A 26,061-nucleotide genomic window follows, 5' to 3' on the forward strand; every position below is an offset into this window, starting at 1 on the left:
TCTTTGCGATTCACCGACGGCTACTGGATGCTGCAGGACGGCGTGCGGGCCTCGTACCCCGTCGAGGTGCTCGACGTGCAGGCCGGCCCCGACTCGCTCAGCGTCTACGCGCCGACCCAGCACATCCGGCACCGGGGCGACCTGCTCAAGGGCCCGCAGCTCACCCTGACCTACACCTCCCCGATGCCGGACGTCATCGGCGTGACGGTCACCCACTTCGACGGTGAGGTCCCCCGCGACCCGCGGTTCCGCCTGACCGAGGAGCGCGGCGGCGTCGAGGTCACCGTGGACGACGAGGCCGCCGTCCTCACCTCGGGCGCGCTGTCCGTACGGGTCGCGCGCCAGGGCCCGTGGCGCGTCGACTTCTCCGCCGGCGGCCGGGTCATCACCGGCGGCGGCGCTAAGACCACCGCCATCATGGAGACCGGCGACGGGAAGCACTACATCCGCGAGCAGCTCGACCTCGGCGTCGGCCACCACGTGTACGGCCTCGGCGAGCGGTTCGGCCCGCTGGTCAAGAACGGCCAGACCGTCGACATCTGGAACGCCGACGGCGGCACCGCCAGCGAGCAGGCGTACAAGAACGTCCCGTTCTACCTGACCGACGCGGGCTACGGCGTGTTCGTCGACCATCCCGGGCACGTGTCGTACGAGGTGGCCTCCGAGGTCGTCACGCGCACGCAGTTCAGCGTCCAGGGCCAGTCGCTGCGCTACTTCGTCATCTACGGCCCGACGCCGAAGGACGTCCTGCGCAAGTACACCGCGCTGACCGGCCGCCCGGCCCGGGTGCCCGCCTGGTCGTACGGCCTGTGGCTGTCCACCTCGTTCACCACCTCCTACGACGAGGAGACGGTGTCGAGCTTCATCGACGGGATGGCCGAGCGGGACCTGCCGCTGTCGGTGTTCCACTTCGACTGCTTCTGGATGCGCGAGTTCCACTGGTGCGACTTCGAGTGGGATCCGCGCACGTTCCCCGACCCGGAGGGCATGCTGCGCCGCCTCAAGGCGCGCGGCCTGAAGATCTGCCTGTGGATCAACCCGTACATCGCGCAGCGGTCGAAGCTGTTCGAGGAGGGACGGGAGCGCGGCTTCCTGGTCAAGAAGCCGAACGGCGACGTCTGGCAGTGGGACAAGTGGCAGCCCGGCATGGGCCTGGTGGACTTCACCAACCCGGAGGCCCGCGAGTGGTACGCCGCGAAGCTGGACGCGCTGCTCGACATGGGCGTGGACTGCTTCAAGACCGACTTCGGCGAGCGCATCCCGACGGACGTCGTCTACTTCGACGGCTCCGACCCCGAGCGGATGCACAACTACTACACCTACCTGTACAACGAGACCGTCTTCGAGCTGCTGCGCAAGCGCCGGGGCGAGGGGGAGGCCGTGGTCTTCGCCCGGTCGGCCACGGCGGGGTCGCAGACGTTCCCGGTGCACTGGGGCGGCGACTGCGAGTCGACGTTCGAGGCGATGGCCGAGGACCTGCGCGGCGGGCTGTCGCTGAGCATGTCCGGGTTCGGCTACTGGAGCCATGACATCGGCGGCTTCGAGGGCACGCCGGACCCGGCGCTGTTCAAGCGGTGGATCGCGTTCGGCCTGCTGTCCTCGCACAGCCGGCTGCACGGCAGCCACTCCTACCGGGTGCCGTGGCTGTTCGACGAGGAGGCCGTCGACGTCCTGCGCCGGTTCACGAAGCTGAAGGCGCGGCTCATGCCGTACATCCTGGGCGCGGCGCGGGAGACGTACGGCGAGGGCATCCCGATGATGCGCTCGATGGTCGTGGAGTTCCCCGGCGACCCGGCCGTCAGCCACCTGGACCGGCAGTACATGCTCGGCGGGGACCTGCTGGTCGCGCCGGTCTTCTCGGCCGAGGGCGACACCGCGTACTACGTGCCCGAGGGCACCTGGACGCACGTGCTGACCGGCGAGCCGGTGGAGGGCGGGCGCTGGGTGCGGGAGCGGCACGGCTTCCTGAGCATCCCGCTGCTGGCCCGGCCCGGCTCGGTGATCCCGATGGGCGCGGTCGAGGACCGGCCCGACTACGACTACGCGGACGGCGTCACCCTGCACGCGTACGCACTGGCCGACGGCGCGCGGGTCACCACCGAGATCCCGGACACCTCGGGCGAGGTCGCGGCGACGTTCACGACGGCGCGCGACGGTGACGTGGTCACGGTGACCGCGGAGAACGCCGCGAACTGGCGGGTGCTGCTCGTCGGCGTGCGGTCCGGCGAGGCGGAGGGTGGCACGATCGTGCCGAACGATCACGGCCTCCTCGTCGAGGCCACCGGTCAGACCGTCACGATCCGAGGGGTTTCAGAGGCATGAGTGAGCGAAGCGAGCGAGTCAATGAGCACAGCACCTCTGGTCACTCCGCCGACGAAGGAGGCCGCATGAACGACTTCGTGTGGGGTGCCGCGACCGCCGCGTACCAGATCGAGGGTGCGGCCCGTGAGGACGGCCGGGTGCCGTCGATCTGGGACACCTACAGCCACACGCCCGGCCTGGTGCTGAACGGTGACACCGGCGACGTGGCCGCCGACCACTACCACCGGTGGCCGGAGGACATCGAGATCATGCGGGAGCTGGGCCTGGGGGCCTACCGCTTCTCGGTGTCCTGGCCGCGCGTGTACGACCAGCGCGGGATCGACTTCTACTCCCGGCTCGTCGACGCGCTGCTGGAGCACGACATCAAGCCGGTCGCGACGCTCTACCACTGGGACCTGCCGCAGGAACTGGAGGACGCGGGCGGGTGGACGGCCCGCGACACGGCCTACCGGTTCGCCGAGTACGCCGAGCGGATCGGCGCGGCGCTCGGCGACCGCGTCCACCTGTGGTCGACGCTGAACGAGCCGTGGTGCTCGGCGTTCCTCGGCTACGGCTCGGGCGTGCACGCGCCCGGCCGCACCGATCCGGTCGCCGCGCTGACCGCCGCGCACCATCTCAACCTCGCGCACGGCCTGGCCGCCCGCGCGCTGCCCGGCCCGGTCTCGGTCACGCTCAACCTGCACCACGTGCGCGGCGACGACGCCGACGCGGTGCGCCAGGTCGACGCGGTCGCCAACCGGATCTTCCTCGGGCCGATGCTGGAGGGCGCCTACCCCGCCGACCTGCTCGACGACACCCGGGGCATCACCGACTGGTCGTTCGTCCGGGACGGCGACGAGGCGACCTGCAAGGCGCCGCTGGAGATGCTCGGGGTGAACTACTACGCCCCGACGCTCGTCCGGCGCTGGGACGGCGTGTCGCCGCGCGCCACCGCGGACGGGCACGGGAACAGCACGGCGTCGCCGTGGGTGGGCTGCGACGACATCGAGTTCGTCAAGCAGCCGGGCCCGTACACCGCGATGGGGTGGCCGATCGACGCGACCGGCCTGACCGAGCTGCTGCTGCGCCTGCACGGGGAGTACCCGGGCGTCCCGCTCGTCATCACGGAGAACGGCGCGGCGTTCGACGACCGGATCGACCCGGACGGCCGGGTGCGCGACCAGAGCCGCATCGAGTACCTGCGCGACCACCTGTCGGCGGTCGAGCGGGCGCGCGAGGCGGGCGCGGACGTGCGCGGCTACTTCGTCTGGTCACTGCTGGACAACTTCGAGTGGGCGTACGGCTACTCGCGGCGGTTCGGCATCGTCCACGTGGATTACGCGACGCAGAAGCGCACCTGGAAGGACAGCGCGCACTGGTACCAGGACATCGTCGCGCGATTCCCGCAGGGACCCAAGTTCTCGGGGGCAACACGTCGAAGCGCTTCGACTGACTAAGGAGGTCGTAGCTAGTGAAGATGAGACCCCGGATCGCCGCGACGCTCGGCGTGGCCGTGATGGCCACGCTCGGGCTGAGCGGTCCGGCCCACGCCGAGACCACGTACCCCTTCCAGAACCCTCATCTGTCCCTCCAGACCCGCGTGAACGACCTGCTCGGCCGACTGACCGTCGACGAGAAGATCTCCCTCCTCCACCAGTACGAGCCGGCCATCCCGCGACTCGGGATCAAGCCCTTCAAGACCGGCACCGAGGCGCTGCACGGCATCGCCTGGTCCACCGACATCCACAACAGCGGCGCCGTCGTCACCGCGAACGGCACCGTGTTCCCGCAGGCGGTCGGTCTCGCCTCCACCTGGAACCCGGACCTGATCAAGAAGGTCGGCTCCGCCGTCGGCGACGAGGCACGCGGCTTCAACTCCGAGAACCCGGACGTGTGGGGCCTGCAGCTGTGGGCGCCCGTCGTCAACCTGCTGCGCGACCCGCGCTGGGGCCGCAACGAGGAGGGCTACTCCGAGGACCCGTACCTCACCGGCGCCATCTCCACGGCGTACGGCTCCGGCATCGAGGGACCCGACAAGGACCACCTCAAGGCCGCGCCCGTCCTCAAGCACTACCTGGCCAACAACAACGAGGTGAACCGCGACACCACCTCGTCGGACCTGCGGCCGCGCGTCAAGAAGGAGTACGACGAGAAGGCGTTCTCGCCGGCGATCTCCGCCGACGCGGCCACCGGCGTGATGGCGTCGTACAACCTGGTCAACGGGCGGCCGAACACCGTCAACCCGGACCTGAACGACGTCGTCCGCACATGGACCAGGCGTGACCTGGTCAACGTCACCGACGCCGGCGCGCCGAACAACCTGACCGGCAGCGAGCACTACTACGCCACCCAGCCGGAGGCCGACGCCGCCCTCATCAAGGCCGGCCTGGACAGCCTCACGGTCGACGACACCAACGGCGGGCCGACCACCGCCGCGGTCAAGTCGGCGCTGGACCAGGGCCTGCTGAAGCAGTCCGACCTCGACACCGCGGTCTCGCACATCCTGAGCCTGCGGGTCCGGCTCGGCGACTTCGACCCGGACGGCGGTCCGTACGCCAAGATCGACAAGTCGGTCATCAACAGCCCGGCCCACCAGGCCCTGGCCCGGCAGACCGCCGACCAGGCGGCCGTGCTGCTGAAGAACTCCGGGAACGCCCTCCCCCTGAACGCCGCGAAGACGAAGAAGCTCGCGGTCGTCGGCCCGCTGGAGAAGACCCTCTACACCGACTGGTACTCCGGCTCCCTGCCGTACAAGGTGACCCCGCTGGACGGCCTCAAGGAGAAGCTCGGCAGCGGCGGCACGGTGTCCGACAGCGAAGGCGCCGACCGGATCGCCCTCAAGGACGTCACGACCGGCAAGTACGTCACCGCCGGGACGGGGGCGTCCGGGGCGGCGCTGAAGGAGAGCGCCACCAGCGCCGACGCGACGACCCAGTTCGACGTGTTCGACTGGGGCCAGGGCAAACTGACCCTGCGCAGCGTCGCCAACGGCAAGTACGTCGGCCGGTACAACTGGGGCAGCACGGTCGTCAACGACCAGGACCAGCCGAACGGCTGGTTCGTGCAGCAGATGTTCTCGCTGGAGCAGCAGAGCGACGGCAGCTACCTGCTGCGTTACTCCGGCTACGAGACCGACGAGTCCTGGTACGGCGACGCCAAGTACCTCAAGGCCGGCTCCGACGGCACGCTGACGCTCACGACCAAGTCCGGGGCGTCCCACTTCAGCAAGGACGTCATCAGCAGCGGCGCGGACGAGGCGGTCAAGGCCGCCAAGGGCGCGGACGCGGCGGTCGTGGTCGTCGGCAGCATGCCGTTCATCAACGGCCGCGAGGCCCATGACCGTACGACGATGGCCCTCGCCGAGAGCCAGGAGAACCTGATCAAGGCGGTCCAGGCGGCCAACCCCCACACGATCGTGGTGGTGGAGAACAGCTATCCGACCACGCTCAACTGGGAGCAGCGAGAAGTCCCGGCGATCCTGTGGACGACGCACGCCGGTGCCGAGACCGGGCACGCCCTCGCCGACACGCTGTTCGGCGACAGCGACCCGGCCGGGCGGCTCACCCAGACCTGGTACCGCTCGGACGGCGACCTGCCCGACATCCTCGACTACGACATCATCAAGTCGAACCGCACGTATCTCTACTACCAGGGGCAGACGCTCTACCCGTTCGGCTACGGCCTGTCGTACACGAGCTTCCGCTACGACGGGCTGCACGTCGGCCAGTCGGGCCACAAGGTCACCGCGACCGTCCGCGTGACGAACACCGGCAGGCGCGCCGGTGACGAGGTCGTCCAGCTCTACACCCACCAGCGGACCTCGCGCGACAAGCAGCCGGTCAAGCAGCTGCGCGCGTTCCAGCGGGTGCGCCTGGCGGCCGGTCGGACCACGACGGTGCACCTGACGTTCAACGTGTCCGACCTGGCGCACTGGGACGTCACCCGCGACAAGAACGTCGTGGAGACCGGAACGTACGATGTGCAGGTGGGCGCGTCCTCGGCCGACATCCGGCAGCGCGCCGCCCTGCGGGTCCACGGCGAGACCATCCCGCCGCGGAACCTCACCGCCCCGACCCGCGCGGTCGACTTCGACGACTACCAGGGCGTACGCCTCGTCGACGAGACCAAGGTGCGCGGTGACGCGGTCGGCGCGACCGACGGGAACTGGATCGAGTTCGCCGACGCGTCGCTCGGCTCCGGCGCGGCGACCTTCACCGCCGCGGCCGCCAAGGCGAGCGCGGGCGACGGCTCGATCGAGGTCCGTCTCGACTCCCCGACCGGCCCGCTCGCGGGCACGGCGACGGTGCCGAGCACCGGCGACGTCTACAAGTACGCGACCACGACCGCCGCTCTGCAGGGCGCGAAGGGCCGCCACGACGTCTACCTGGTGTTCCGCGGGGACCTGCGGATCAGCACCTTCTCGCTCAAGTAGCGGGACCGGCCGCCGCCCCGACCGGGCGGCGGCCGCCCACGAGCAGGGGTGCCTCGTCCATGCCCCAGGACGCCACGGGCGGGGCGCCCCGATCGATCGGGGGATTTCACCGATCGGGGGATCGACCGTTCCGACTCCACGACCGCCATCGGAGGCCCGGCTCGTGAACGTCAGACCCGTCCGCCGCCTGAGACTCAGGCTTCTCGCCCTTCTCGCCGCCGTGACCGCATCGCTCGCGCTCGCGGTGTCCCCTCTGTCCCCGCCGACCACCGCCGTCGCCGCTCCCCGGCACCGGGTGACGTACGACCACTACTCCGTCTCGATCGACGGGCAGCGCGTGCTGCTGCGGTCCGCGGAGTTCCACTACTTCCGGCTGCCCAGCCCCGACCTGTGGCGCGACGTGCTGGAGAAGTACAAGGCCGCCGGGTTCAACGCCGTCTCGATGTACTTCGACTGGGCCTACCACTCGCCCAAGCCCGGGGTGTACGACTTCACCGGCGTCCGCGACGTGGACCGCCTGCTCACGATCGCCCAGCAGGCCGGTCTCTACGTCATCGCGCGGCCGGGCCCGTACATCAACGCCGAGACCACCGGCGGCGGCTTCCCCGCCTGGCTGAAGAACGTGCCCGGCCGGGCCCGCAGCAGCGCCCCCGGCTACACGGCCGCGTACCGCGACTGGCTCGGCCACATCGACCCGATCATCGCCCGGCACCAGATCACCCGCGGCGGCTCGGTCATCCTCTACAACGTCGAGAACGAGTACGCCGCCGCGACCGACGCGGCGTACATGGAGGACGTCCAGAAGAAGGCGCGGGCCGACGGCATCGACGTGCCGACGATGACCAACGACTGCTGCGACGCGGCGTCCTGGACCTCCACGTGGGCGTCCGGGCAGGGCGCGGTGCAGATCCCCGGCGTGGACGACTACCCGCAGAGCTTCGACTGCCCCAACGCCGACACGACGTGGGGGCCGTGGGGCGCCGGCCTGACCGAACGGCTGCGCGAGGACTCCCCGGTGTTCGCGGCGGAGTACCAGGGCGGGTCGATCGACTCCTACAACGGCGGGTACGACAAGTGCCGTGAGCTCACCGGCCCGGCGTTCATGAAGTTCTTCTACAAGTCCAACCTCATCGAGGCCGGGGCGACGGCGTTCAACTACTACATGGGCTTCGGCGGCACGAACTGGGGCTGGCTGGCCCAGCCGAACGACGTCTACACCTCCTACGACTACGGCTCGGCCATCACCGAGAACCGCACGCTGACCGCCAAGTACGACGAGTTCAAACGGCAGAACGGCCTCCTCGCCACGACCGCGCCCGTCCTCGCCGAGACCGACCCGGTGACCGCGCCCGCGTCCTCGGACCAGGCGATCGAGACCGTGGCGCGCGCCAACCCGGACACGCACACGCAGTTCGTACTCGTCCGGCACAGCGACCACGCGGCCACCACGGACGACTCGGCCACGCTGGACTGGACGACCCCGGACGGCCGCTACCAGGTGCCCGTACGGGTCAAGGGCCGCGACGCCAAGGTCCTCATCGCCGGCTACGACCTGGGCGGCCAGCGGCTCGTCTGGTCGAACTCCGAGTTGATGACGCACGTGGAGGCGGGCGGCCGGGACGTCGCCGTGCTGTACGGGACCGACGGCACCCAGGGCTCCACGGTCCTGCGCTACTCCTCGCGGCCGACCGTGCAGGTCCTGTCCGGGTCGGTGAAGTCGTCGTATTCTCCCCGACCGACCGACCCCGGCCTACCTCCCGGCTCCTCCACCGGTGACCTGCGGCTCGACTACACCCACTCCGGCCTGGCCCGGGTGCTGATCAGCGGCGGCGGGCGGCGTCCGCTGCTGCTCCTGCTCGGCACCGACGCCGAGGCCGCGAGGTTCTGGCAGGCCGGCCCGGTGCTCGTACGCGGCACGTCGCTCGTCCGCTCCGCCACCGTGGCCGGGGGCACCGCGTACGTCCGCGCCGACACGGCCAAGGCCGAGGACGTCGAGGTGTTCGGCGACGCCCGTCGCCTGGTCGTGAACGGCTCGCCCGTACGGACGCGCCCGACCACGAGCGGATCGCTGCTCGGCACGCTGCCCGGCCCGAAGGCCGTCCACCTGCCGGCGCTCACCGGCTGGCGCTCGAAGGCCGAGTCCCCCGAGGCGCAGCCCGCCTTCGACGACTCGTCGTGGACGGCCGCGACGAAGACCACGACCGAGAGCCCGCTGAAGCCGAAGACGCCGACCGTGCTGTACGCCGACGACTACGGCTACCACTACGGCGACGTCTGGTACCGGGGGCGGTTCACCGCCACCGGCGCGGAGACCAGGGTGTCGCTCAACGCCTTCACCGGCAAGCGCGGCTCCTACCTGGTCTGGCTGAACGGCCGGTACCTCGGCTCGGCGGCGGGCGGCGTCGAGGCCGACGCCGACGCCCCGGTGAACCCCGACCCCGGCCGCGGTGACTTCACGATCCCGGCGGGCCTGGTCAAGGCCGGGCAGCAGGCCGTCCTGTCCGTCCTCGTGGAGAACCAGGGCCACAACGACGACTGGACCGCCGACGACAACCGGTTCAAGCAGCCGCGCGGCCTGTACGCGGTCTCCGTCACCGGGGCGGGCGACGCCCCGATCTCCTGGCGGATCCAAGGTGCCAGGGGCGGCGAGAACCTCACCGACCGGACGCGCGGCCCGCTGAACAACGGCGGCCTGTACGGCGAGCGGGCGGGCTGGCACCTGCCCGGGTACCCGGACGGCTCCTGGACGGCGGGCGCCGCGACGACGGTCACGCCCGGCGTGACGTGGCAGCGCACGTCGTTCCGGCTCGACCTGCCCCAGGGCCAGGACGTGCCGATCGCGCTCCGCTTCGGCGGGCCCGTCGGCCAGGGCTACCGCGTCCAGATCTTCCTCAACGGCTGGAACCTCGGCCAGTACGGCGGTGACATCGGCCCGCAGACCGACTTCACGCTGCCCGCCGGCCTGCTGCGCGGGCACGGCCGCAACACGCTCGCCCTCGCGATCGTCGCCCGCGCCGACGCGACGCCCGCGCCGGTGAGCCTGGTCGCGCTCGACGACGAGCGCGGCGGCGTGCCCGTGTCCGACGTCCCCTCCCCCTCCTTCCGCTGATCCGCACGGGGCCGTGGCCGGGTGTCCGCCCGGCCACGGCCCGCCGAAAGGGGCTTCCTCATGACCTCTTCGCCGAGCCGGCGGACCTTCCTCGCCACGACCGCCACCGCAGCCGGAGCCGCGGCCCTCCCGCTGACCGCCGGCCGAGCCGCCGCCGCGCCGCCGGCCCACCGCGGCAACCGGTACGCCCTGCAGCGCCGCTTCGTCGACTGGCGCTTCGGGATGTTCCTGCATTTCAACATGGGCACCTTCCACGACGCCGAGTGGGTGGACCCGGACCAGGACCCGCTCTCGTTCAACCCGGCGAAGCTGGACTGCGGCCAGTGGGCCGACGCCGCGAAGGCCGCCGGCATGCGGTTCGCCGTGCTCACCGCCAAGCACCACGACGGCTTCTGCCTCTGGCCGTCGAAGTACACGCGGTACTCGGTGGCGAGCAGCCCGGTCAAGCGGGACATCGTCCGCGAGTACGTGGACGCCTTCCGATCCCGCGGCGTCACGCCCTGCCTGTACTTCTCGATCTGGGACCGCACCAACGGCGTCGGCCCGAAGGGGTTCGACGATGACACGCCGATCACCCGGGCGACCATCGAGTACGTCAAGAACCAGCTCACCGAGCTGCTCACCCACTACGGCCGGGTCCCGTTGCTGATCTTCGACGGCTGGGCGTGGCACTGGGCGTTCGGCCAGCAGTCGCTGCCGTTCGCCGAGATCCGCGAGCACGTCGCCGCCCTGCAACCCGACTGCCTCGTCCTGGACCTCAACGGGCTCACCGTCCCCTGGCACTCCGAGCTGCTGTTCTTCGAAGAGCCGAAGGGCGGCGTCTTCTGCCCGCCCGGCAACACCTACGCCGCCTCCCAGGGCCAGACCATCTCCCCGTCCGGCTGGTTCTGGCACCCGTCCACACCGGCGAACCTGCTCACGCCCGGCCGGCTCGTGGACGGTCACCTGAAGCCGCTGGAATCCCGCTACGCGACCTTCATCCTCAACTGCCCGCCCAACACCGACGGCCTGCTCGACGACACCGTCGTCACGACGCTCCACGAGGTCGGGAGGCGCTGGCGGCCGGACGCGTCCCGCCCGCCGCTGCCCGCCCAGCCCGACGTCCTGCGCCACCCGGTCACGCCCGTCTCGGCCACCGCGACCAGCGGCGACGCCGCCAAGGCCATCGACGGGCACAGCGACTACGGCTGGAACGGCGAGGCCGACCAGACCCTGTGGACGTCCACGGGCCCACTCCCCCAGGCGGTGACGCTCGACCTCGGACGGCGCTACTCCGGCCTCGACACGTTCACCTACCTGCCACGGCAGGACACGGTGACGCCGTACTCGTTCGACGAGTTCGTCACCACCGGGAACATCACGGCGTACCGGATCTCGGTGAGCGTCGACGGAACGATCTTCAAGCAGGTCTCCGCCGGGACGTGGGCCGCCGACCACACCCTGAAGCGCGCCCGCTTCCGCCCCACGACCGCCCGGTACGTCCGGTTGGAGGCCCTGGCCGCCGTCGGCGGCGACACCGCCATCGCCGGCCAACTCGACTGCGGCGCCACCGACCGCAGACCCCGCCCCGCCTGAGCGGCGTTGAGCCGTCCCGCCCGCCGACGTCGGAGGCGGGGCGGCTCACGAGTGCAGATCTCTGGTCTTCGCAGCGTGTCAAGAACTTCGGCTTGTCGGCCCTCAAGTCAGCTGTCCCAGGGCGGGGATCGGGTTGCTCGGCCTTCAGCCGCGGGCGGTCAGGTGGTGCGAGATGAAGCGGCGCCAACTGGCGCTGGCCGTGGGCTTCGTCTCGCGGTGCGTACCGGCGTAGCCGACCAGTTGCTTGTCCCGTGATCCCAACAGGTCGAACAGGGCCAGTTGCCCGTCTCTGGGAAAGATCTCGTCGTCCCACTGGATGTGGAAGAGGGCGGGTGCGGTGACCCGCCGGGCATCCCTCGCGACACGCTCTGGTACGGCCAGGCCCTCGTACATGGCCGCCACCTGCCGAAGACCGAACTTCCCCAGGACCACACAACGAAGCTCATCACCCAGAGCGGCCGCGAGGGAAAGGCCGAACCGTGCCCCCATGGACATTCCCAGATAGCCGAGGCGGGAGGTGTCCACGACGCCCAGAGCACCAAGGGCGTCCACACTCGCCCGCCATTCGTCCGTCATCCGATCGAGGACGACCTCGAGCCCCTCTGCCGCGATCCGGCCCTGATACTCCACAGCGGGCATCGGGGCGGGAACTCGGTCTCCGTGATACGGCCCGTCGATCGCCAGCGCCGCAATGCCGACCTGGGATGCGAACCACCGGGCCCGATCGACGATCTGCTCGCTTCGCTTGTGCCCGCTGCCTCCGTGCCCCAGCAGCACCAGGGGAGGCGTGGAGACGGAAGAAGACGGCAGCCACAGGACGCCCGGAACCGCGCCTAACGCCCGGCCGAGCCGAAACGATCGCTCGACGACACCACCGTGAGCTACCGGGCCTTCGATCCACTCCAGCGTCGCGTACACCAACACATCGAAGCAGACGCGGCCGAGTCTGAGGAGCGTTCAGAGCCGTTCCGCCTCCGACATCAGCAGCGGAACGGCTCATACCTGCACAAGAGGTGCTGGTGCGGTGACCACGTACGCTCGTCTGGCCCGGCGGCCCCGGCCGAATCCTCCGGGCCTGCCTCAAGCGAATACGACCACCACCCCCGGCTGCGCTCGGGCGCGGATCTCGATCCGGCGGGCCGGAAAAGCCGTGACGGCCGTTCAGTCGACGTCGATGTCGTCGAGGAATTCGAGCATCCGCGTCAGTACCCGCAGGCAGGCGGTGATGTCGTCGTCGGTCAGGTCGCCGCCGACCTGGCTCAGCATCTCCCGCTCGCGGGCGACAAGTGCGGTGATGGCCGCGGCGCCCTCGCCGGTCAGCCGGATGAGGGAGGATCGCTTGTGCGCGGGGTTGGGGGCGCTCTCCACCAGACCGCGCGCGGCCGCCTCATTGACCATTCGCTGCACGAACTGCCTGCTCAGCGCCTGAGCGCGGCCCATCTGCGGGACGGTCATGGACCCGTGTTCCCGGAGGAGGGCCAGGACGGCGCGCACGCCGACGGACAGCCCTTGGAGCGGCGCGTACTGCTCCACCTTGCGCTGTGCCCGCCGGTACAGCGGCCCGACCAGGTCGAACACCTCGCCGAGCCGGGCGGAGAGCTCGTCGGGTCCGAGCGGCGAATCGGAGTCGGTCACCACCCGATTATGACACCTCGGTTGTCAAACGTCCGCGCACATGACACCTTGGTTGTCATGTCTGACGACCTCTCTTGGTTCGACACCGAAGACGGCCGGCTCGCGTACCGTGACCTCGGCACCGGACATCCGCTGGTCCTGCTGCACGGCGGCTTCCTGGACCACCACATGTGGGACGACCAGATTCCCGTGCTCGCCTCGCGGTACCGCGTCATCGCACCCGACGCCCGGGGACACGGCGCCTCCGCCAACGCGAGCCGCCCGTTCCGGCACACCGACGACCTCGCCGCACTGCTGCGCCGCCTCGGCGTCGGACCGGCGGTCCTCGCCGGCGTGTCGATGGGCGCGAGCATCGCCGCCGACACCGCCCTGGAGCATCCCGACCTGGTGCGCGCCCTGGTCGTCACCGGCGCCGGGACCAGCGAGCCCGAATTCACCGATCCGTGGACCGTCAAGGCGTTCGGGGCCGCGACCGCCGCGATGGCGGACGGCGACCTCGATCGCGCGATCGACGCGTTCGCGCTGTTCGCGGCGGGTCCGTACCGCACGCTCGACGACGTCGATCCCGAGGTCGTACGGCGGGTGCGGGAGATGGCGCGGCGGACGATGTCCAAGCACTCCGCCGGCGAGGGGAACCTGCTCATTCCGGTGCCCGACACCTGGACGCGCGCAGCGAAGATCACCGCACCTCTGCTGGCCGTCAACGGCGACCTCGACTCGCCGGACCACATCGGCATGGCCGAACGACTGGCCGGGCTCGTCACCCACGGCCACACGGCCACCGTCGAGGGGACCGCCCACTACCCCAACCTGGAACGACCGGACGCCTACCACCGGATTCTCCTCGACTTCCTGCGCCGGCAGGACTGACGCCTCAGCCCGAAAGGCCGAGACTCTTGCGGCGATAAGTTAATAGGACTAACTTGAAGTTAGTCCTATTAACTTACGCCGTCTCGAGGAGAAGCCATGAACATCTCGGCCGCCGCGCGCCCCCGTCCCCGCGCGCTCACCGTCCCCGCCGTCACCGGCGTGGCCTACGCGCTCTCCTGGGTCGCCGGGCTGTCCCTCGGAGCGCCCAGCCCGAAACTCACCGCCTCCGGAAGCGAGATCGTCGCGGCGTTCGCGGGTCACGAGAGCGTGGTGGCGGTCCAGTTCGCCCTTACCGAGGGCCTGCCGGCGGCCGGCCTCGCGATCGTCTCCGTTCTGCTGGCCCGGGCCGCACGCCGCGACGGATCGGGCGGCGCCGCCCGGACCGTCGGGATCGCCGGTGCGATCGCCGCGACCATCTCCCTGATCCAGTTCGTGCTCGGCGCGGCGCTGTCCCGGACGACCGCGCCCGGCACCGCGCACCTGCTGTTCCAGGCGGGCGACCGGCTGGATGGCGCGAAGATGCTCGCCCTGGCCGTCGTCGGCGCGGCGGCGGCCGTCTCCGGAGCACTCCCCCGCCGGCTGCGCTACACGGGAGCCGCGCTCGCCGTGTCCATCGCCGCCTCGGGCGTCGTCTACCTCTTCCTGCTGCAGAGCCTCGCCCTGCTGGCCGCACCCGCGCTGATCCTGCTGCTGGTCTTCGTCACCGGCACCGGCATCGCGCTCGGACGATACGGTCGGTGACCATGCCCCGCGTTGGACTGACCCCTGACCGCGTCGTCGCGGAAGCCGCGACCGTCGCCGACGAGGTGGGCCTGGACCGGCTCACCCTCGCGGCGGTCGCCCAGCGGTGCCGCGTCTCCCTCCCCGGCCTCTACAAGCACGTCGACGGGCTCGAAGCCGTCAAGCGCGACGTGGCGCTGCTGGGCATCCGCGAACTCACCGACAGCGTGACCAGGGCGGCCGTCGGGCTGACGGGCCGGGACAGCCTGCGGGCGGCGTCCCGCGCCTACCGCGCCTACGCCCTCGCCCATCCGGGCCGCTACGCCGCGAGCGTGCAGGCCCCGGCCCCTGGCGATGAGGAGTACACCATGGTGAGCGACCAGGCCGTCGCCGTCGCGGCCGCCGCCATCAGCGGCTACGGGCTCCAGGGCGCGGACCTGATCCACGCGATCCGCATGTGGCGCACCGTCTGCCACGGCCTCGTCTCCCTCGAAACCGCCGGCGGCTTCGGCCTCCCGGAGTCCCTGGACGTCACCTTCGACCACCTCATCGGCGCCCTCGACACCGCGTTCCGCGACCTGGCGTCCCAGTCCAGTCCGACCGCGTCCCGCTGAGCACGCGATTCAGCGGAAACGCCGGCCAAGGAGCCGCGCCGGATCGAATGCGACCGGGAACGGATCGGTCAGTTTCACGATCTGCCGGCATCGACGTGCGCGACGCTGACATAAGCGCCGTCACGCAGGCTCAGCACCTCGACGTACGGCGGGTTCGCGCCGACGAGTTCGACGCGAAGGAAGGCGGGGATCCCCGCAGCCGCGTAGATCCGGGGCTTGTCCTGGTAATCCCTGCGCCGGTTCCCTGACTGACGATCTCTGCCACCAGGTAGGTCTGCTCGGCGAGAAGCACCGCCGCCCCGGCACGGAGAGTCTCGGAGTCACCCACCACGACATCCGGAATCGGGACCTCGGTGGCCGTTCGGACGCCGACGGCCTCCACCGCTTCCATGTCGTCCGGGAGTGGCGGTTGAACAGCATCTGGTCGGCCAGGCACTCCTCGACGAGCCCGTACGCGACCCCGAGGATCAGCATCGTGGCCGGTCCGCGCCCGGCCCGCCGCGCCGTCTCGCGGATGAGCAGGGCGCCGCCGCCGTACAGCGGAGCGAGCACGGGCAGAAAGGCCGCCGTCTCCGCGACCCGCGGATTGCCCAGCAGCAGCTCGCCGATGGCCGGGGCGAGGAGGAAGAGGGCGACGGCCGGAGCGACCCGCCGCCGCAGCGGCGGCCCGCCGGACCCGATCGCGGCCTGTCGGCCGGCTTCGTCCTTCATGGTGCCGAGCCTGCCGACCGGCCGGGCGTCACGGATAGCGCCGATGGTCTCGTGGCCCGAGCCGCCGGTCGACGGCCGCCCGCCCGAGGTAGGTGGGTTCAGGTCTCCGTGGACCGACGGCGACGAGACCGCGGTCAGAAGGGGTAGCGGGCGATGTCGCCCTGCATGGTCACCCACTGGGTCTCGGTGAACGCCTCGATGTTCGCCGCGGCGCCGCCGAAACGGGAGCCGGTGCCCGACGCGCCGACGCCGCCGAACGGGGCGACGGCCTCATCGTCGACCGTCTGGTCGTTGATGTGCACGATCCCGCTCGGGATCCGGTCGGCCAGGTCGAGTGCCTTCATGACGTCCCGCGTGAGGATGCCGAGCGACAGGCCGTACTCGGTGCCGGCGGCCAGGGCGACCGCCTCGTCCGCAGAGCCGAACGCGCTGACCGGTGCGACCGGGCCGAAGACCTCGTTCGCGTACGCCGGGGTCTGCGGGGTGACGCCGGCGAGGACCGTCGGGCGGTAGAACAGCCCGTCGTACGTGCCACCGGCGGCCAGGCGTGCGCCCGCGTCGACGCTCGCGGTGACCAGGGCGTGGATGTGGTCGCGCTGCCTCTCGTCGATGATCGGGCCGAGGGCGACCTGTTCGGTGGCGGGGTTCCCGACGGGCAGGCCGTCGGCCTTGGCGGCGAGGCGTTCGACGAACTCGCCCGCGATCCGCTCGTGCACCAGGTGCCGCCCGGTCGTCATGCAGATCTGGCCCTGGTGCATGAACGAGCCGAACGCCGCCGCGGACACCGCCAGGTCGAGGTCGGCGTCGTCGAGGACGATGAGAGCGGAGTTGCCGCCGAGTTCCAGGTGGGCGCGCTTGAGGTGCCGTCCGGCGGCCTCGCCCACCGCGCGGCCGGCGGCGGTGGAGCCGGTGAAGGAGATGACGCGGACGTGCGGGTCGGCGACCAGCGCCTCTCCGGCGTCGGCGCCGCCGGGGAGCATGTGCAGGACCCCGGCGGGCAGCCCGGCCTCCTCGAACACGCGGGCCACGACGACGCCGCCGGCCACCGCCGTACGGGGGTCGGGCTTGAAGACGACGGCGTTCCCGAGGGCGAGGGCCGGCGCGACCGATCGGATGCCGAGGATGAGCGGGAAGTTGAACGGGGCGATGACCCCGACGACGCCGGCGGGCACGCGGCGGGCGAGGCTGAGCCGCTTCTTGGCGGTCGGCAGGATGTCGCCGAGGGGATGGGAGGCGAGCGCGGCCGCCTCGTAGCACTCCTGGGCTGCGATGTGGGTCTCCAGGGCCGCCTTGGGCGGGATTGCGCCGGTCTCGCGGACGATCCACTCCTCGATCTCGGCGGCGTGCTGCTCGAACAGCAGGCCGGCGCGGCGGAGCACCGCAGCGCGTTCCTCGAACGACGTGGCGGCCCACCCGCGCTGCGCCTTCGCCGCCTCGGCGGCGGCCCGGGAGACGTCCTCGCCGACGGCGATGCCGGTGCGGCCCAGTTCGGCGCCGGTGGCGGGCTCGACGACGGCGGCGTCTCCCCCGGACGGCTCGTACCAGCCGTCACCGAACACCGAGCCGGCCCAGGTCTTCTCATCCAGCAGCGCCATGGCACACCCTTCGTTTCGGGGGGTTGGCGAGCCTACGCCGGGGACGGCATCGGCGATCTCCCCGCCTTCCACTCAGTGGAAGGCAGGATTCTCACCGGGCTTTAATGGTCGGCTCAGGGACCGCTGACGTCGGGCGCCGACCGTGGTCCCATGACATCGATGACCTCCGGACCACCCCGGCAGGCCGAACCCGAGGGCGGCGTACGAGCCGCCCGCGGCGGTCGCCTGGCACGCCGGGTGCTGCGCGGATCCGCCGGCGACCCGGCGTGGGCGCGTCCCGCGCTGCTCGGCCTCCTCGCCGCCACCGCGGTGCTGTACGTGTGGGGGCTGGGCGCCTCCGGCTGGGCGAACGCCTTCTACTCGGCGGCGGTCCAGGCCGGAACGCGCAGTTGGGAGGCGTTCTTCTTCGGATCCTCGGACGCGTCGAACTTCATCACCGTCGACAAGACGCCGATGGCGCTGTGGCCGATGGAGCTGTCCGCCCGGATCTTCGGGGTGAACGCCTGGAGCATCCTGGTGCCGCAGGCCCTCATGGGGGTCGCGGCGGTCGGGGTGGTGTACGCGGCGGTCCGGCGTTCGCTCGGTGGGCGCGGTGACCGGACCGCGATCGCCGGGGCGCTGCTGGCGGGGGCCGTCCTGGCGACCACGCCGGTGGCCGCGCTGATGTTCCGGTTCAACAACCCGGACGCGCTGCTCGTCCTGCTGCTCGCGCTCGGCGCGTACGGGGTCGTGCGGGCGGTGGAGGGCGCGAGCACCCGGTGGCTGGTGTTCGCGGCGTCCTGCGTGGGGCTGGGGTTCCTGGCCAAGATGCTGCAGGCGTTCCTCGTCGTGCCGGCGTTCGCGCTGGTGTACCTGCTGGCGGCGCCCGCGCCCGTACGGCGGCGGATCGGGCAGCTGCTCCTCGCGGGGGTCGCGCTGGTCGTCGCGGCGGGATGGTGGGTCGCGATCGTCGCCCTGGTGCCGTCGGGCTCCCGCCCGTACATCGGCGGTTCCCAGCACGACAGCGTGCTGGAGCTCGCCCTGGGCTACAACGGCCTCGGCCGGCTGAGCGGGAACGAGACGGGCGGGCTCGGCAACCTCAACCAGGACGCCGGGCCGATGCGGATGTTCGACGGTGAGCTCGGCGGGCAGATCGCGTGGCTGCTGCCGGCGGCGCTGGTCCTGCTCGTCGCCGGGCTGTGGCTGACGCGCGGCCGGGAGCGCCGCCGCGAGTTCGCCGGGTTCGCGCTGTGGGGCGGCTGGCTGCTGGTGACCGGCCTGGTGTTCAGTCTCATGCAGGGGATCTTCCACGGGTACTACACGGTCGCGCTGGCCCCGGCGGTCGCGGCGCTCACCGGGATGGGCGCGGCGGTGCTGTGGCGGGAACGGCACCGGCCGGCCGCGTCCTTCACGCTCGCCGGGACGGTCGCGCTGACCGCCTGGTGGTCGTACGTCCTGCTCGGCCGCACGCCGGACTTCGTGCCGTGGCTGCGGCTGGTCGTGCTGGTCGGCGGCCTGCTCGCCGCCGCGCTGCTGGCCTCGGCCGGGCGCGCCCCGCGCCGGCTGCTCGGCACGGCGCTGGTCGTGGCCGCGCTCACGTCGGTCGCCGGGCCGGCCGCGTACGCGGTCGAGACGGCCGGTACTCCGCACACGGGGGCGATCCCGACGGCAGGGCCGTCGTCCGGGCGGGGCGGGATGCCGGGGTTCGGCGGGCGCGCCGGTGGCATGGGGCGCGGCTTCCGCGCGCAGGGCGGCGGCCGTGGCGGGTTCCCCGGAGGCGGCTTCGCCGGTGGCGGGTTCCCGGGCGGCGGGTTCCCCGGGGGGCCGCGCACCGGTAACGGGGGGATGCCGCAGTCGCCGGGCGGCGGCATGCGGGGGCCGGGTGGGGGCGGTGGCCCGGGCGGGCTGCTGAACGCCACCACCCCGAGCGCCGCACTGACCTCCGCGCTCGAGCGGAACGCCGGCTCCTACACCTGGGTCGCCGCGACGGTCGGGTCGAACAACGCCGCCGGATACCAGCTGGCGACCGGCGAGCCGGTGATGGCGGTCGGCGGGTTCAACGGCACCGACCCGGCGCCGAGCCTGCAGCGGTTCCAGGAGTACGTCCGCGCGAAGCGGATCCACTACTTCATCGGCGGGTCGACGATGGGGATGTCGCGGGGTACGGGCTCCGGCGGCAGCGACGTGGCCCAGCAGATCGCGTCCTGGGTGCAGGGGAACTTCACCGCCGAGACGGTCGGCGGCACGACGGTGTACGACCTGTCGTCGCAGGCGAAGGGGACGGCGTGACGGGGCGGAATATCTGGGAACGAAATTCGTTGTCGTGTTCGGTGCGGAGGGACCGCACGTCTCAGAGGGGAGACACCGTGGCGAGGAACCAGCTCCGGCCGGTCGTGAAGCTCCGGTCCACGGCGGGCACCGGCTACACCTACGTGACCCGCAAGAACCGCCGCAACGACCCCGACCGGCTCACACTCAGCAAGTACGACCCGATCGCCCGCCGCCACGTCGCGTTCCGCGAAGAGCGCTGAGCCCGGCGGACGGGAGCCGCGCGGGACGCCGGGCCCGGCGAGCGGGCCCGCGCGGTGACTTCCGGCGAACCGGGGTCAGCGTGGGGCGGTGACGTCCGAGACCCGCAGACTCGTGGCCAGGTCGGCGTACTGCCGCAGCCCGACCTGGCCGAGGCCGCCGGTCCTGCCGTCCTCGTTCCAGACCGCGATCGCGAGGGTGTTCCGGCCGTCGGTGCGGAGAATCCCCGGCGGGATCGGGAAGCTCCGCTGCGGGCCGACGTCGTTGACGTACCGGCCGAGCTGCCAGCCGTTCACGAACAGCAGCGCGCGGTAGTGCCGGGACTCGTCGTCGGTGAACGTCACGCCGAGCGGCACGTCCTGGCCCTTCGGCAGGCTCAGGTCGAACGTCGTCTCGTACCAGGAGATCCCGGGTCTCTTGTCGCGGTGCGGCAGGGTCGTGGCCGTCCAGCCGGCGCCCGTACCGCCGGGCAGGTACCAGCCGTTCCGCTCACCGAACAGGCCGCCGGTGTTGAACGGGCCGCGCGCGGGATCGGGGAGGGTCTCCCCGCCCGCGCTGCCCTGGATGCGCCAGGTGAGCGGCGCGGTCGATCCGCGGAGCTTCGCGCCGGTCAGGCCGCGGGGCTCCTTGTGGGTGTCGGTGGAGTCGAAGTCCTCGTTGTGCCCCATGTCCTCCACGAGCACCGACAGCACGTTGTCCCGGCCCTTCGCGACCGCACCGGCGGGGAAGGCGAACGTGTGCCGGCCGTCCCCGCTACTGCCGAGGAACCGGCCGTTCAGCCACGCCGAGTAGACGCCGGCCTTGCCGGTCCCGGCGGTCAGGGTGATCCCGGCCTCCCGGCCCTTCGCCGTGAAGTGCGCGCGGTACCAGACGTCGCCGTGATGGAAGCCGTAGTCGTCGGCGTACAGCACCGGCGACGTGGCGGGCGGCGTCGGGTTGTTCGTCGTCTTGTGGTCCGCGACCGTCCAGGCGCGGTCGTCGAAGCCCGGCCGTGCCTCGGGCGACTCCGCGCGCGTCTTCCAGCCGGTCAGTGCCGGAAGGGTGACGGGCCGGGGCCCGGCGAGCCGGCCGGTGAGGGTGTCGTTCCCGGCCGTCCGTACGGGCGCGCCGTTCCAGGTGACCGTCCGTACGGACGGCGCGGTGAAGACCTCCAGGTCGGTCGGCGCGGACGTGTCGCCGGTGAGGGCCAGCGCCGAGCCCTGGACCACCGACGACCGTACGAGCTCGGGCCCCCGGACGAGGACGGGCCCGGCGGCGGTGTCCTGGCGCCAGAAGCGCGCCGCCTCCTGGTCCGTCGCCAGGAGCAGCAGGACGGGCACGCCGCCGCGCGGCGTGACGAGGACGCGCGCCAGCCCCTGGTGCGTGTAGTTCAGGCGCAGGTCCCCGCGGCCGGCGTTCCAGACGTGGCGTACCTTCCCGGACATCACGGTGACCGAGGGTTCGGCGTCGTAGTGCAGCACGGTCTCGCCGTCCTCGCCCCGGCGCCCGTACAGCAGTGCGACGTCCCGATCGCCGATGCGGCCGTGCGTCATGATCTCCGAGGTGGAGTACCGCAGGTCCTGTGAGCCGAGCCGGTACCCGGCGACGAGCAGCTTGGAGTCCCGGCCCGCGAGCTTGATGCTCGTGCCCGGCTCCTGCGGGACGGAGGGGTAGGAGGGCTTGGCGCCGCCCTGCGTCCCGGCGTTCAGGTCGATCGGCACGTGCGTGGTCTCGGTCGTGGTGGACGTCGCGTCCCGGTGCCGCAGCACGTAGAAGTGCGTGCCGTCGTCCGGGTTCGCCCGCGCGGTGAGGTGCAGGTCGGTGTTGGTCGGCCCGTCCGCCGAGACCGACTTCGTCTTGGTCAGCGGCGCCACCGCCTGCGTGAGGTACCCGAGCCGCTTCGCCTCGTCGTACTTCGGCGTCAGCTCCCGGTCCTCCTTGATGGCCGACCCGTAGTCGTAGGACGTGTACACGTGGCTCGGATCGGCGAGCCAGCCCCACGAGGTCCCGCCGTACGTCATGTAGAAGTTCTGCATCGTGACGCCGGTCGCGATGTTGTTCTCGTAGAAGACCTTCTCGAAGTCCGGGCCGGTCAGCTTCCGGCACTTGTCGTATCCGGAACCGCCCCACGGGTCGTACGCTCCGCCCTGGAACTCCGGAGTGAAGATCGGCGCGTCGTCCCGGAAGCGCGGCAGGGTGCTCAGCCCGTTCCACCGGTCCGGGGTCGAGCAGTTGAACTTCTGCGGGTAGCTGTCCTGACCCGGCAGGTCGACCGACCCGCCGCCGGTCGCCCACTTCGAGGCGCCACAGCAGTGGTTGTGCGTGAACGGCACGTCGATCCCGTCGGCGCGGACCTGCTGCTTCAGGTCCTTCATGTACGCCTTGTCGGTGTGGGTGCCGTACTCGTTCTCGATCTGGTACAGGATCACCGGCCCCGTACCGTCGGTGAACTGGTGCCGGGCGATGATCGGATCGACGTGCCGCAGCCACTCCTGGTACGCGGCGGTGTAGTCGGGGGCGCTCGACCGCGCCCGGCCCTTCTGCGTCGTCAGCCAGCCAGGGAAGCCGCCGCTGTCGGTCTCGGCGTTGATGTACGGCCCCGGGCGCGCGATGACGTAGATGCCCACCTGCTGCGCGATGTCGAGGAGCCGGTCGATGTCGCGTACGCCGGTGAAGTCGTAGACGCCCTGCTTCGGGGAGTGGTAGGCCCAGTCGAAGTAGATGGACGTCGCGTTGTACCCCGCGGCCTTGAACTTCTGGAGCACGTCCAGCCACAGGTCGGGGCTCGGCAGCCGCCAGTAGTGGAACTCCGCCGACCACAGGTAGACCCGGTCGCCGTCGAGCTTCAGCGAGTAGTGGTCGTACGCCACCGTGTGCGCCTTGTGCGCCGGCTGCGGGGTGTCCGGCCCGTTCCGGGCCGCCAGCGTCACGGCGCCGCCGCCCACCACGGCCAGGACGACGGCGACGAAGAGGAGGAGCCGACGGCGGGCACGGGAGAGTGGGCGCACGACGGCACCTTTCGCTCAGGGCAGGCAGGGAGTTCCAAGACACGCGGAGTCAACAGCGGTGGAACGTCCGTGTCAATGACGGCCCGGTAGATGTCGGCCGCATCAGGCCACCCCGGAGACCAGGTGTTTGATCATACCTGTGCTCACCGGTGACGCACGAGCGCCGCGAAGTCCGTACACTCAGAGCCGATCGATTGAGCGCCCATAGCTCAGCTGGATAGAGCATCGGACTTCTAATCCGACGGTCGGGGGTTCGAATCCCTCTGGGCGCGCCACCCTCCGACCCGCCGAACGGGCCACTGACCTGCGGATACTCGGCTGCCACCCATGATCACACGTCCGGCTGTGTCCGGCTGGTGTCAGTTGATCACAGGCGGACGCGCCGAATCCGTGTCCGAAGTCCGGTCCGTCGCGCTTCCCGGCGACCGGCCGTGATCACGGGCTCCAGCGCGGGCCCACGATCCACTCCCCCGCCGCGGGTAAGCGTCTACGCTCGCTCAGCGAGGCAGGCCCAGACTCCTGGAGCCGGCCCGACGCTTGGACGCAGGGAAGAGGAAGGCGTGGGATGAGTTCAGGGGAGCGGCCTCTAAATGAGGTCAGGTTCCTGGCGGTCTCAGAGGTAGCCGCGGTCCTGCGTGTACCCAAAGCGACCGTCTACCGCATCATCAATGCCGGCGAGTTGCCGGCTGTCCGCGTTGGCGGGTCCTTCCGCGTGCCCGAGCAGGCGGTGCATGACTATCTACGGGCACTGATGGCCGCAGCGGCGCGGAGTTACGGCATCTCACGCCACGGCCCCCTCTATCCCGCGCCGGAGACGCCAGCGGATCAGCCGCCGGCAGCGCCCCCGATTCGCGACGAAGAACCGAGGCTGCGGCAGACGCACGACCGACCGCCGGCCTGGCGGGAGGTATCACTGGACAGCGCGCCAGAGTTGCCCGTGGTCGCGCGAGAAGTTGCCCGGAACGGTGAGATCGTCTACCTGACCGAACAGGGCCGAAGACTCGCCGCTGTCGTCCCCACCGAAATCATCGATCACTTGAACCGCCTTGACGACGAAGAACTCACGTCTCTCCTCGAAGAGGTACGCGATGCCGCAGCCGCGCGCCGAAGGTGGGGATCAATGACAAACGGCGAGCACGGAAAAGATCACTGAGAGCCTTCACAGGCCCGATCTGGATTGGCCGGGGGACACCAAGCCGGTCCACCGGACCTACTGCGGCAGACGGCGCCGGACTCGTGCGTGGAAGCGTTCGGCATCGATGATGGCGCGGCGGTGGATCCCCTGGCAGACGGTGGCGGCGTCGTCTTGTGCGTGAACGGAGAAAGTGAGCCGTCCGCCGTCGACGGCGGTGAGCTCGGCGTGGACGGTCAGCGTGCTGCCGGGGGGCGTGGGGGCTTGATGGCTGAGGTCGACGTGCACGCCCAGGGTCTGCTCACCGTCTTCCAGGTGCCCGTCCAGGGCGCGCATGCAGGTCCACTCCACAATGCCGATCAGGTACCCGGTGGCCAGAACCGGGGGCAGGGCGGCGAAGTGCTCGGATTCGGGCAGCAGGTGGGGAACGGTGCGTTCGGCCGGTACCAGGTAGTCCAGCCGTGCGGTCAGGCCCGGCTGAAGTGAAGCGTGCATGATGATCCTCCGTACGGACGGCGGGTCGGCGCTCCAGAGCGGCGACAGGTCAGGGAGCGTGGTGCTGGCGGTATAGGCGCCTCTCAGCAGGTGCATCCGAGGGACGAAGGCCCAGACGATCGTCCCAGCTGGTGCATCGACGCGTCTATGACCAGGGCCGCCGGCGTTTTCGTGGAGCCGGGTGCGTGAGACCGCTGTGTGCCTGCGGCCCAAAGCGTCGGATTCCGCTGGGTGTCGACCGCCGCACTGGTGGATCTGATCGCTTCTCCGCCGAGCGTTCAAGCCGCTCAGAGTGGTCGGCTGCGCGAGACTGGGCCGATGCGGCCTGAAGAGATTCACGGCATCGCTGCGGCGCTTGGCCGCGACGTGGTCGAGACATCAACGTTGGCGGGCGGGTTCTCTCACGAGACATACCTGGTCACCCTGACCGACGGCCAGGTTGTCGCACGGCTCGGCGGATCGAATCCTGCCGTCGAAGCCGCGGTCATGACGGCGGCCGGTCGATACGTTCCCGTCCCAGAGGTGCTGTCGGTCATACCGTCCGCAGCGGCAGGCGAGGGTACTCGGCCGGCCATGGTCCTGGAGTATGTGGCGGGGACGCCGCTCAGCCAGGTGCTTTCCGGCGATGGACTCAGCGGGACCTCCCTGGGGGACCTCGGCGCTGAGGTGGGGCGTGTCGTCGCGGGGATCGGCGCGGTGACGTTCGAGCGCCGGGGTTTCTTCACCGACGAGCATCTGTCCGTCCGCGCGGAACGCCCGTGGTCGCAGCAACTGGGCGAGGTCGCCGAGTCCTGCATGTCCGCGGCTCCGGCGGCCCGCTTGGATCAGGCCACGCGACGGGCATGGGTGGAGCTGTGCGCGACCCACGCACCGGCGCTGACCCGAATCGATGATCACAGTCGGCTGGTCCATGCCGACGTCAACCCCAAGAACATCCTGGTCACGCACGTGCGCAACAGTTGGCGCGTCGATGCCATCCTGGATTGGGAGTTCAGCTATTCCGGATGCCCCTATGGCGACGCGGCCAACATGGTCCGATTCGGCGTTGACTATCCCACCCGGTTCCTCGACGGCTTCTGCCGCGCTTTCGCCGAGTACCAGCCCGCTGACCTGGCGCTCGCCGAGAACTGGAGCTACTTGGGGCGCGTCTTGGACATGTTCGCGCTCAGCGACCTTGTCACCCGTCCCTCCGGGCATCCCATCGCGGAGCAGGCGGCGGAGCAGATCAGGCGCTGGGTAACGGAGGGCCTACCACGCTCCGGCTGACAGCCGCCTTCCTGATCGAGTTCGCCTATTACGCAGGGGCCCGAGGCGGGTGCTCGCGCCGAAGGCGGCCGGACCTGCAGCCGAGGGTGCGGTGCTCGCCGGGATCCCGGC

Annotated in this window: 16 protein-coding genes, 1 tRNA gene and 1 pseudogene; 13 read left to right on the forward strand and 5 right to left on the reverse strand. The window is 71.0% G+C overall.

The genetic code is table 11. The features are described from left to right. Positions 1-3: 3 nt before the first annotated feature. The 5 genes from yicI to NDW01_RS25825 all read left to right on the forward strand — a co-directional run bounded on the left by yicI (position 4) and on the right by NDW01_RS25825 (position 11,417). A complete protein-coding gene (gene yicI, locus NDW01_RS25805) occupies positions 4-2,322 on the forward strand; it encodes an alpha-xylosidase (protein WP_252824642.1) in 2,319 nt (772 codons plus the stop codon). A 65-nt stretch (positions 2,323-2,387) separates the two neighbouring features. Beyond that, a complete protein-coding gene (locus NDW01_RS25810; protein WP_252824644.1) occupies positions 2,388-3,758 on the forward strand; it encodes a GH1 family beta-glucosidase in 1,371 nt (456 codons plus the stop codon). Between the two features lie 20 nt (positions 3,759-3,778). Then, complete coding sequence (locus NDW01_RS25815; protein ID WP_252825055.1) at positions 3,779-6,733, forward strand: glycoside hydrolase family 3 protein; 2,955 nt, start codon at positions 3,779-3,781, stop codon at positions 6,731-6,733. 220 nt (positions 6,734-6,953) lie between these two features. Next, the gene (locus NDW01_RS25820; RefSeq protein ID WP_252824646.1) at positions 6,954-9,842 is read left to right on the forward strand and encodes a beta-galactosidase; all 2,889 of its coding nucleotides are present in this window, start codon (positions 6,954-6,956) and stop codon (positions 9,840-9,842) included. A gap of 60 nt (positions 9,843-9,902) precedes the next feature. Continuing rightward, positions 9,903-11,417: an alpha-L-fucosidase gene (locus NDW01_RS25825; protein WP_252824648.1), complete on the forward strand. Its 1,515-nt coding sequence runs from the start codon at positions 9,903-9,905 to the stop codon at positions 11,415-11,417. A 144-nt stretch (positions 11,418-11,561) separates the two neighbouring features. Here the strand turns inward: NDW01_RS25825 and NDW01_RS43960 are convergent, their stop codons facing one another. Both NDW01_RS43960 and NDW01_RS25835 read right to left on the reverse strand, forming a co-directional pair. Beyond that, a complete protein-coding gene (locus tag NDW01_RS43960) occupies positions 11,562-12,335 on the reverse strand; it encodes a dienelactone hydrolase family protein (protein ID WP_252824651.1) in 774 nt (257 codons plus the stop codon). A gap of 243 nt (positions 12,336-12,578) precedes the next feature. Further along, positions 12,579-13,052, reverse strand: coding sequence for a MarR family winged helix-turn-helix transcriptional regulator (locus tag NDW01_RS25835; RefSeq protein WP_252824653.1), 474 nt, complete (start codon positions 13,050-13,052; stop codon positions 12,579-12,581). 57 nt (positions 13,053-13,109) lie between these two features. Here NDW01_RS25835 and NDW01_RS25840 point away from each other — a divergent pair, with 57 nt between their 5' ends. From NDW01_RS25840 to NDW01_RS25850, 3 genes are all read left to right on the forward strand, one after another. Then, positions 13,110-13,922, forward strand: coding sequence for an alpha/beta fold hydrolase (locus tag NDW01_RS25840; protein ID WP_252824656.1), 813 nt, complete (start codon positions 13,110-13,112; stop codon positions 13,920-13,922). A 96-nt stretch (positions 13,923-14,018) separates the two neighbouring features. Further along, positions 14,019-14,663 carry a hypothetical protein gene (locus NDW01_RS25845; RefSeq protein WP_252824659.1) on the forward strand — a complete coding sequence of 215 codons (645 nt, stop codon included), beginning with the start codon at positions 14,019-14,021 and terminating at the stop codon, positions 14,661-14,663. A 2-nt stretch (positions 14,664-14,665) separates the two neighbouring features. Then, positions 14,666-15,256, forward strand: coding sequence for a TetR/AcrR family transcriptional regulator (locus NDW01_RS25850; RefSeq protein ID WP_252824660.1), 591 nt, complete (start codon positions 14,666-14,668; stop codon positions 15,254-15,256). 845 nt (positions 15,257-16,101) lie between these two features. Here NDW01_RS25850 and NDW01_RS25855 read toward each other — a convergent pair. Further along, positions 16,102-17,562, reverse strand: a complete 1,461-nt coding sequence (locus tag NDW01_RS25855) for a benzaldehyde dehydrogenase (RefSeq protein ID WP_252824662.1) — start codon at positions 17,560-17,562, stop codon at positions 16,102-16,104. Between the two features lie 159 nt (positions 17,563-17,721). Here NDW01_RS25855 and NDW01_RS25860 point away from each other — a divergent pair, with 159 nt between their 5' ends. Further along, positions 17,722-19,830, forward strand: a complete 2,109-nt coding sequence (locus tag NDW01_RS25860) for an ArnT family glycosyltransferase (protein WP_252824664.1) — start codon at positions 17,722-17,724, stop codon at positions 19,828-19,830. A gap of 77 nt (positions 19,831-19,907) precedes the next feature. Next, complete coding sequence (gene rpmG / locus NDW01_RS25865) at positions 19,908-20,072, forward strand: 50S ribosomal protein L33 (RefSeq protein ID WP_252785535.1); 165 nt, start codon at positions 19,908-19,910, stop codon at positions 20,070-20,072. Between the two features lie 75 nt (positions 20,073-20,147). Here rpmG and NDW01_RS25870 read toward each other — a convergent pair whose 3' ends face one another. Next, positions 20,148-23,057 (reverse strand): glycoside hydrolase family 35 protein, encoded by a 2,910-nt coding sequence (locus NDW01_RS25870; RefSeq protein WP_252824673.1) that lies wholly within the window; start codon positions 23,055-23,057, stop codon positions 20,148-20,150. 198 nt (positions 23,058-23,255) lie between these two features. Between NDW01_RS25870 and NDW01_RS25875 the strand changes: the two genes are divergently transcribed. Together NDW01_RS25875 and NDW01_RS25880 are read left to right on the forward strand one after the other, a co-directional pair. Then, positions 23,256-23,332: transfer RNA gene (locus NDW01_RS25875), tRNA-Arg, on the forward strand. A gap of 290 nt (positions 23,333-23,622) precedes the next feature. Next, positions 23,623-23,823, forward strand: a pseudogene (locus tag NDW01_RS25880) (helix-turn-helix domain-containing protein); the annotation flags it as partial. 444 nt (positions 23,824-24,267) lie between these two features. On the opposite strand, the gene NDW01_RS25885 reads toward NDW01_RS25880, so the two are convergent. Then, complete coding sequence (locus NDW01_RS25885) at positions 24,268-24,780, reverse strand: thioesterase family protein (protein WP_252824675.1); 513 nt, start codon at positions 24,778-24,780, stop codon at positions 24,268-24,270. A 222-nt stretch (positions 24,781-25,002) separates the two neighbouring features. On the opposite strand from NDW01_RS25885, the gene NDW01_RS25890 reads away from it, so the two are divergent. Continuing rightward, entirely contained in the window at positions 25,003-25,950 is a 948-nt protein-coding gene (locus tag NDW01_RS25890; RefSeq protein WP_252824677.1) for a phosphotransferase, read from the forward strand. Positions 25,951-26,061 lie beyond the last annotated feature (111 nt).

The organism is Actinoallomurus soli (assembly GCF_024055715.1).
GTDB classification, from domain to species: Bacteria; Actinomycetota; Actinomycetes; order Streptosporangiales; family Streptosporangiaceae; genus Actinoallomurus; species Actinoallomurus soli.

Bases quoted from the DNA above. Each gene is read 5' to 3' on its own strand.
- NDW01_RS25860 (WP_252824664.1), top strand. From the start codon at position 17,722: ATGACCTCCGGACCACCCCGGCAGGCCGAACCCGAGGGCGGCGTACGA.
- NDW01_RS25845 (WP_252824659.1), top strand. From the start codon at position 14,019: ATGAACATCTCGGCCGCCGCGCGCCCCCGTCCCCGCGCGCTCACCGTC.
- NDW01_RS25815 (WP_252825055.1), top strand. From the start codon at position 3,779: ATGAGACCCCGGATCGCCGCGACGCTCGGCGTGGCCGTGATGGCCACG.
- NDW01_RS25890 (WP_252824677.1), top strand. From the start codon at position 25,003: ATGCGGCCTGAAGAGATTCACGGCATCGCTGCGGCGCTTGGCCGCGAC.
- NDW01_RS25855 (WP_252824662.1), bottom strand. From the start codon at position 17,562: ATGGCGCTGCTGGATGAGAAGACCTGGGCCGGCTCGGTGTTCGGTGAC.
- NDW01_RS25825 (WP_252824648.1), top strand. From the start codon at position 9,903: ATGACCTCTTCGCCGAGCCGGCGGACCTTCCTCGCCACGACCGCCACC.
- NDW01_RS25885 (WP_252824675.1), bottom strand. From the start codon at position 24,780: ATGCACCTGCTGAGAGGCGCCTATACCGCCAGCACCACGCTCCCTGAC.
- NDW01_RS25810 (WP_252824644.1), top strand. From the start codon at position 2,388: ATGAACGACTTCGTGTGGGGTGCCGCGACCGCCGCGTACCAGATCGAG.
- NDW01_RS25850 (WP_252824660.1), top strand. From the start codon at position 14,666: ATGCCCCGCGTTGGACTGACCCCTGACCGCGTCGTCGCGGAAGCCGCG.
- NDW01_RS25840 (WP_252824656.1), top strand. From the start codon at position 13,110: ATGTCTGACGACCTCTCTTGGTTCGACACCGAAGACGGCCGGCTCGCG.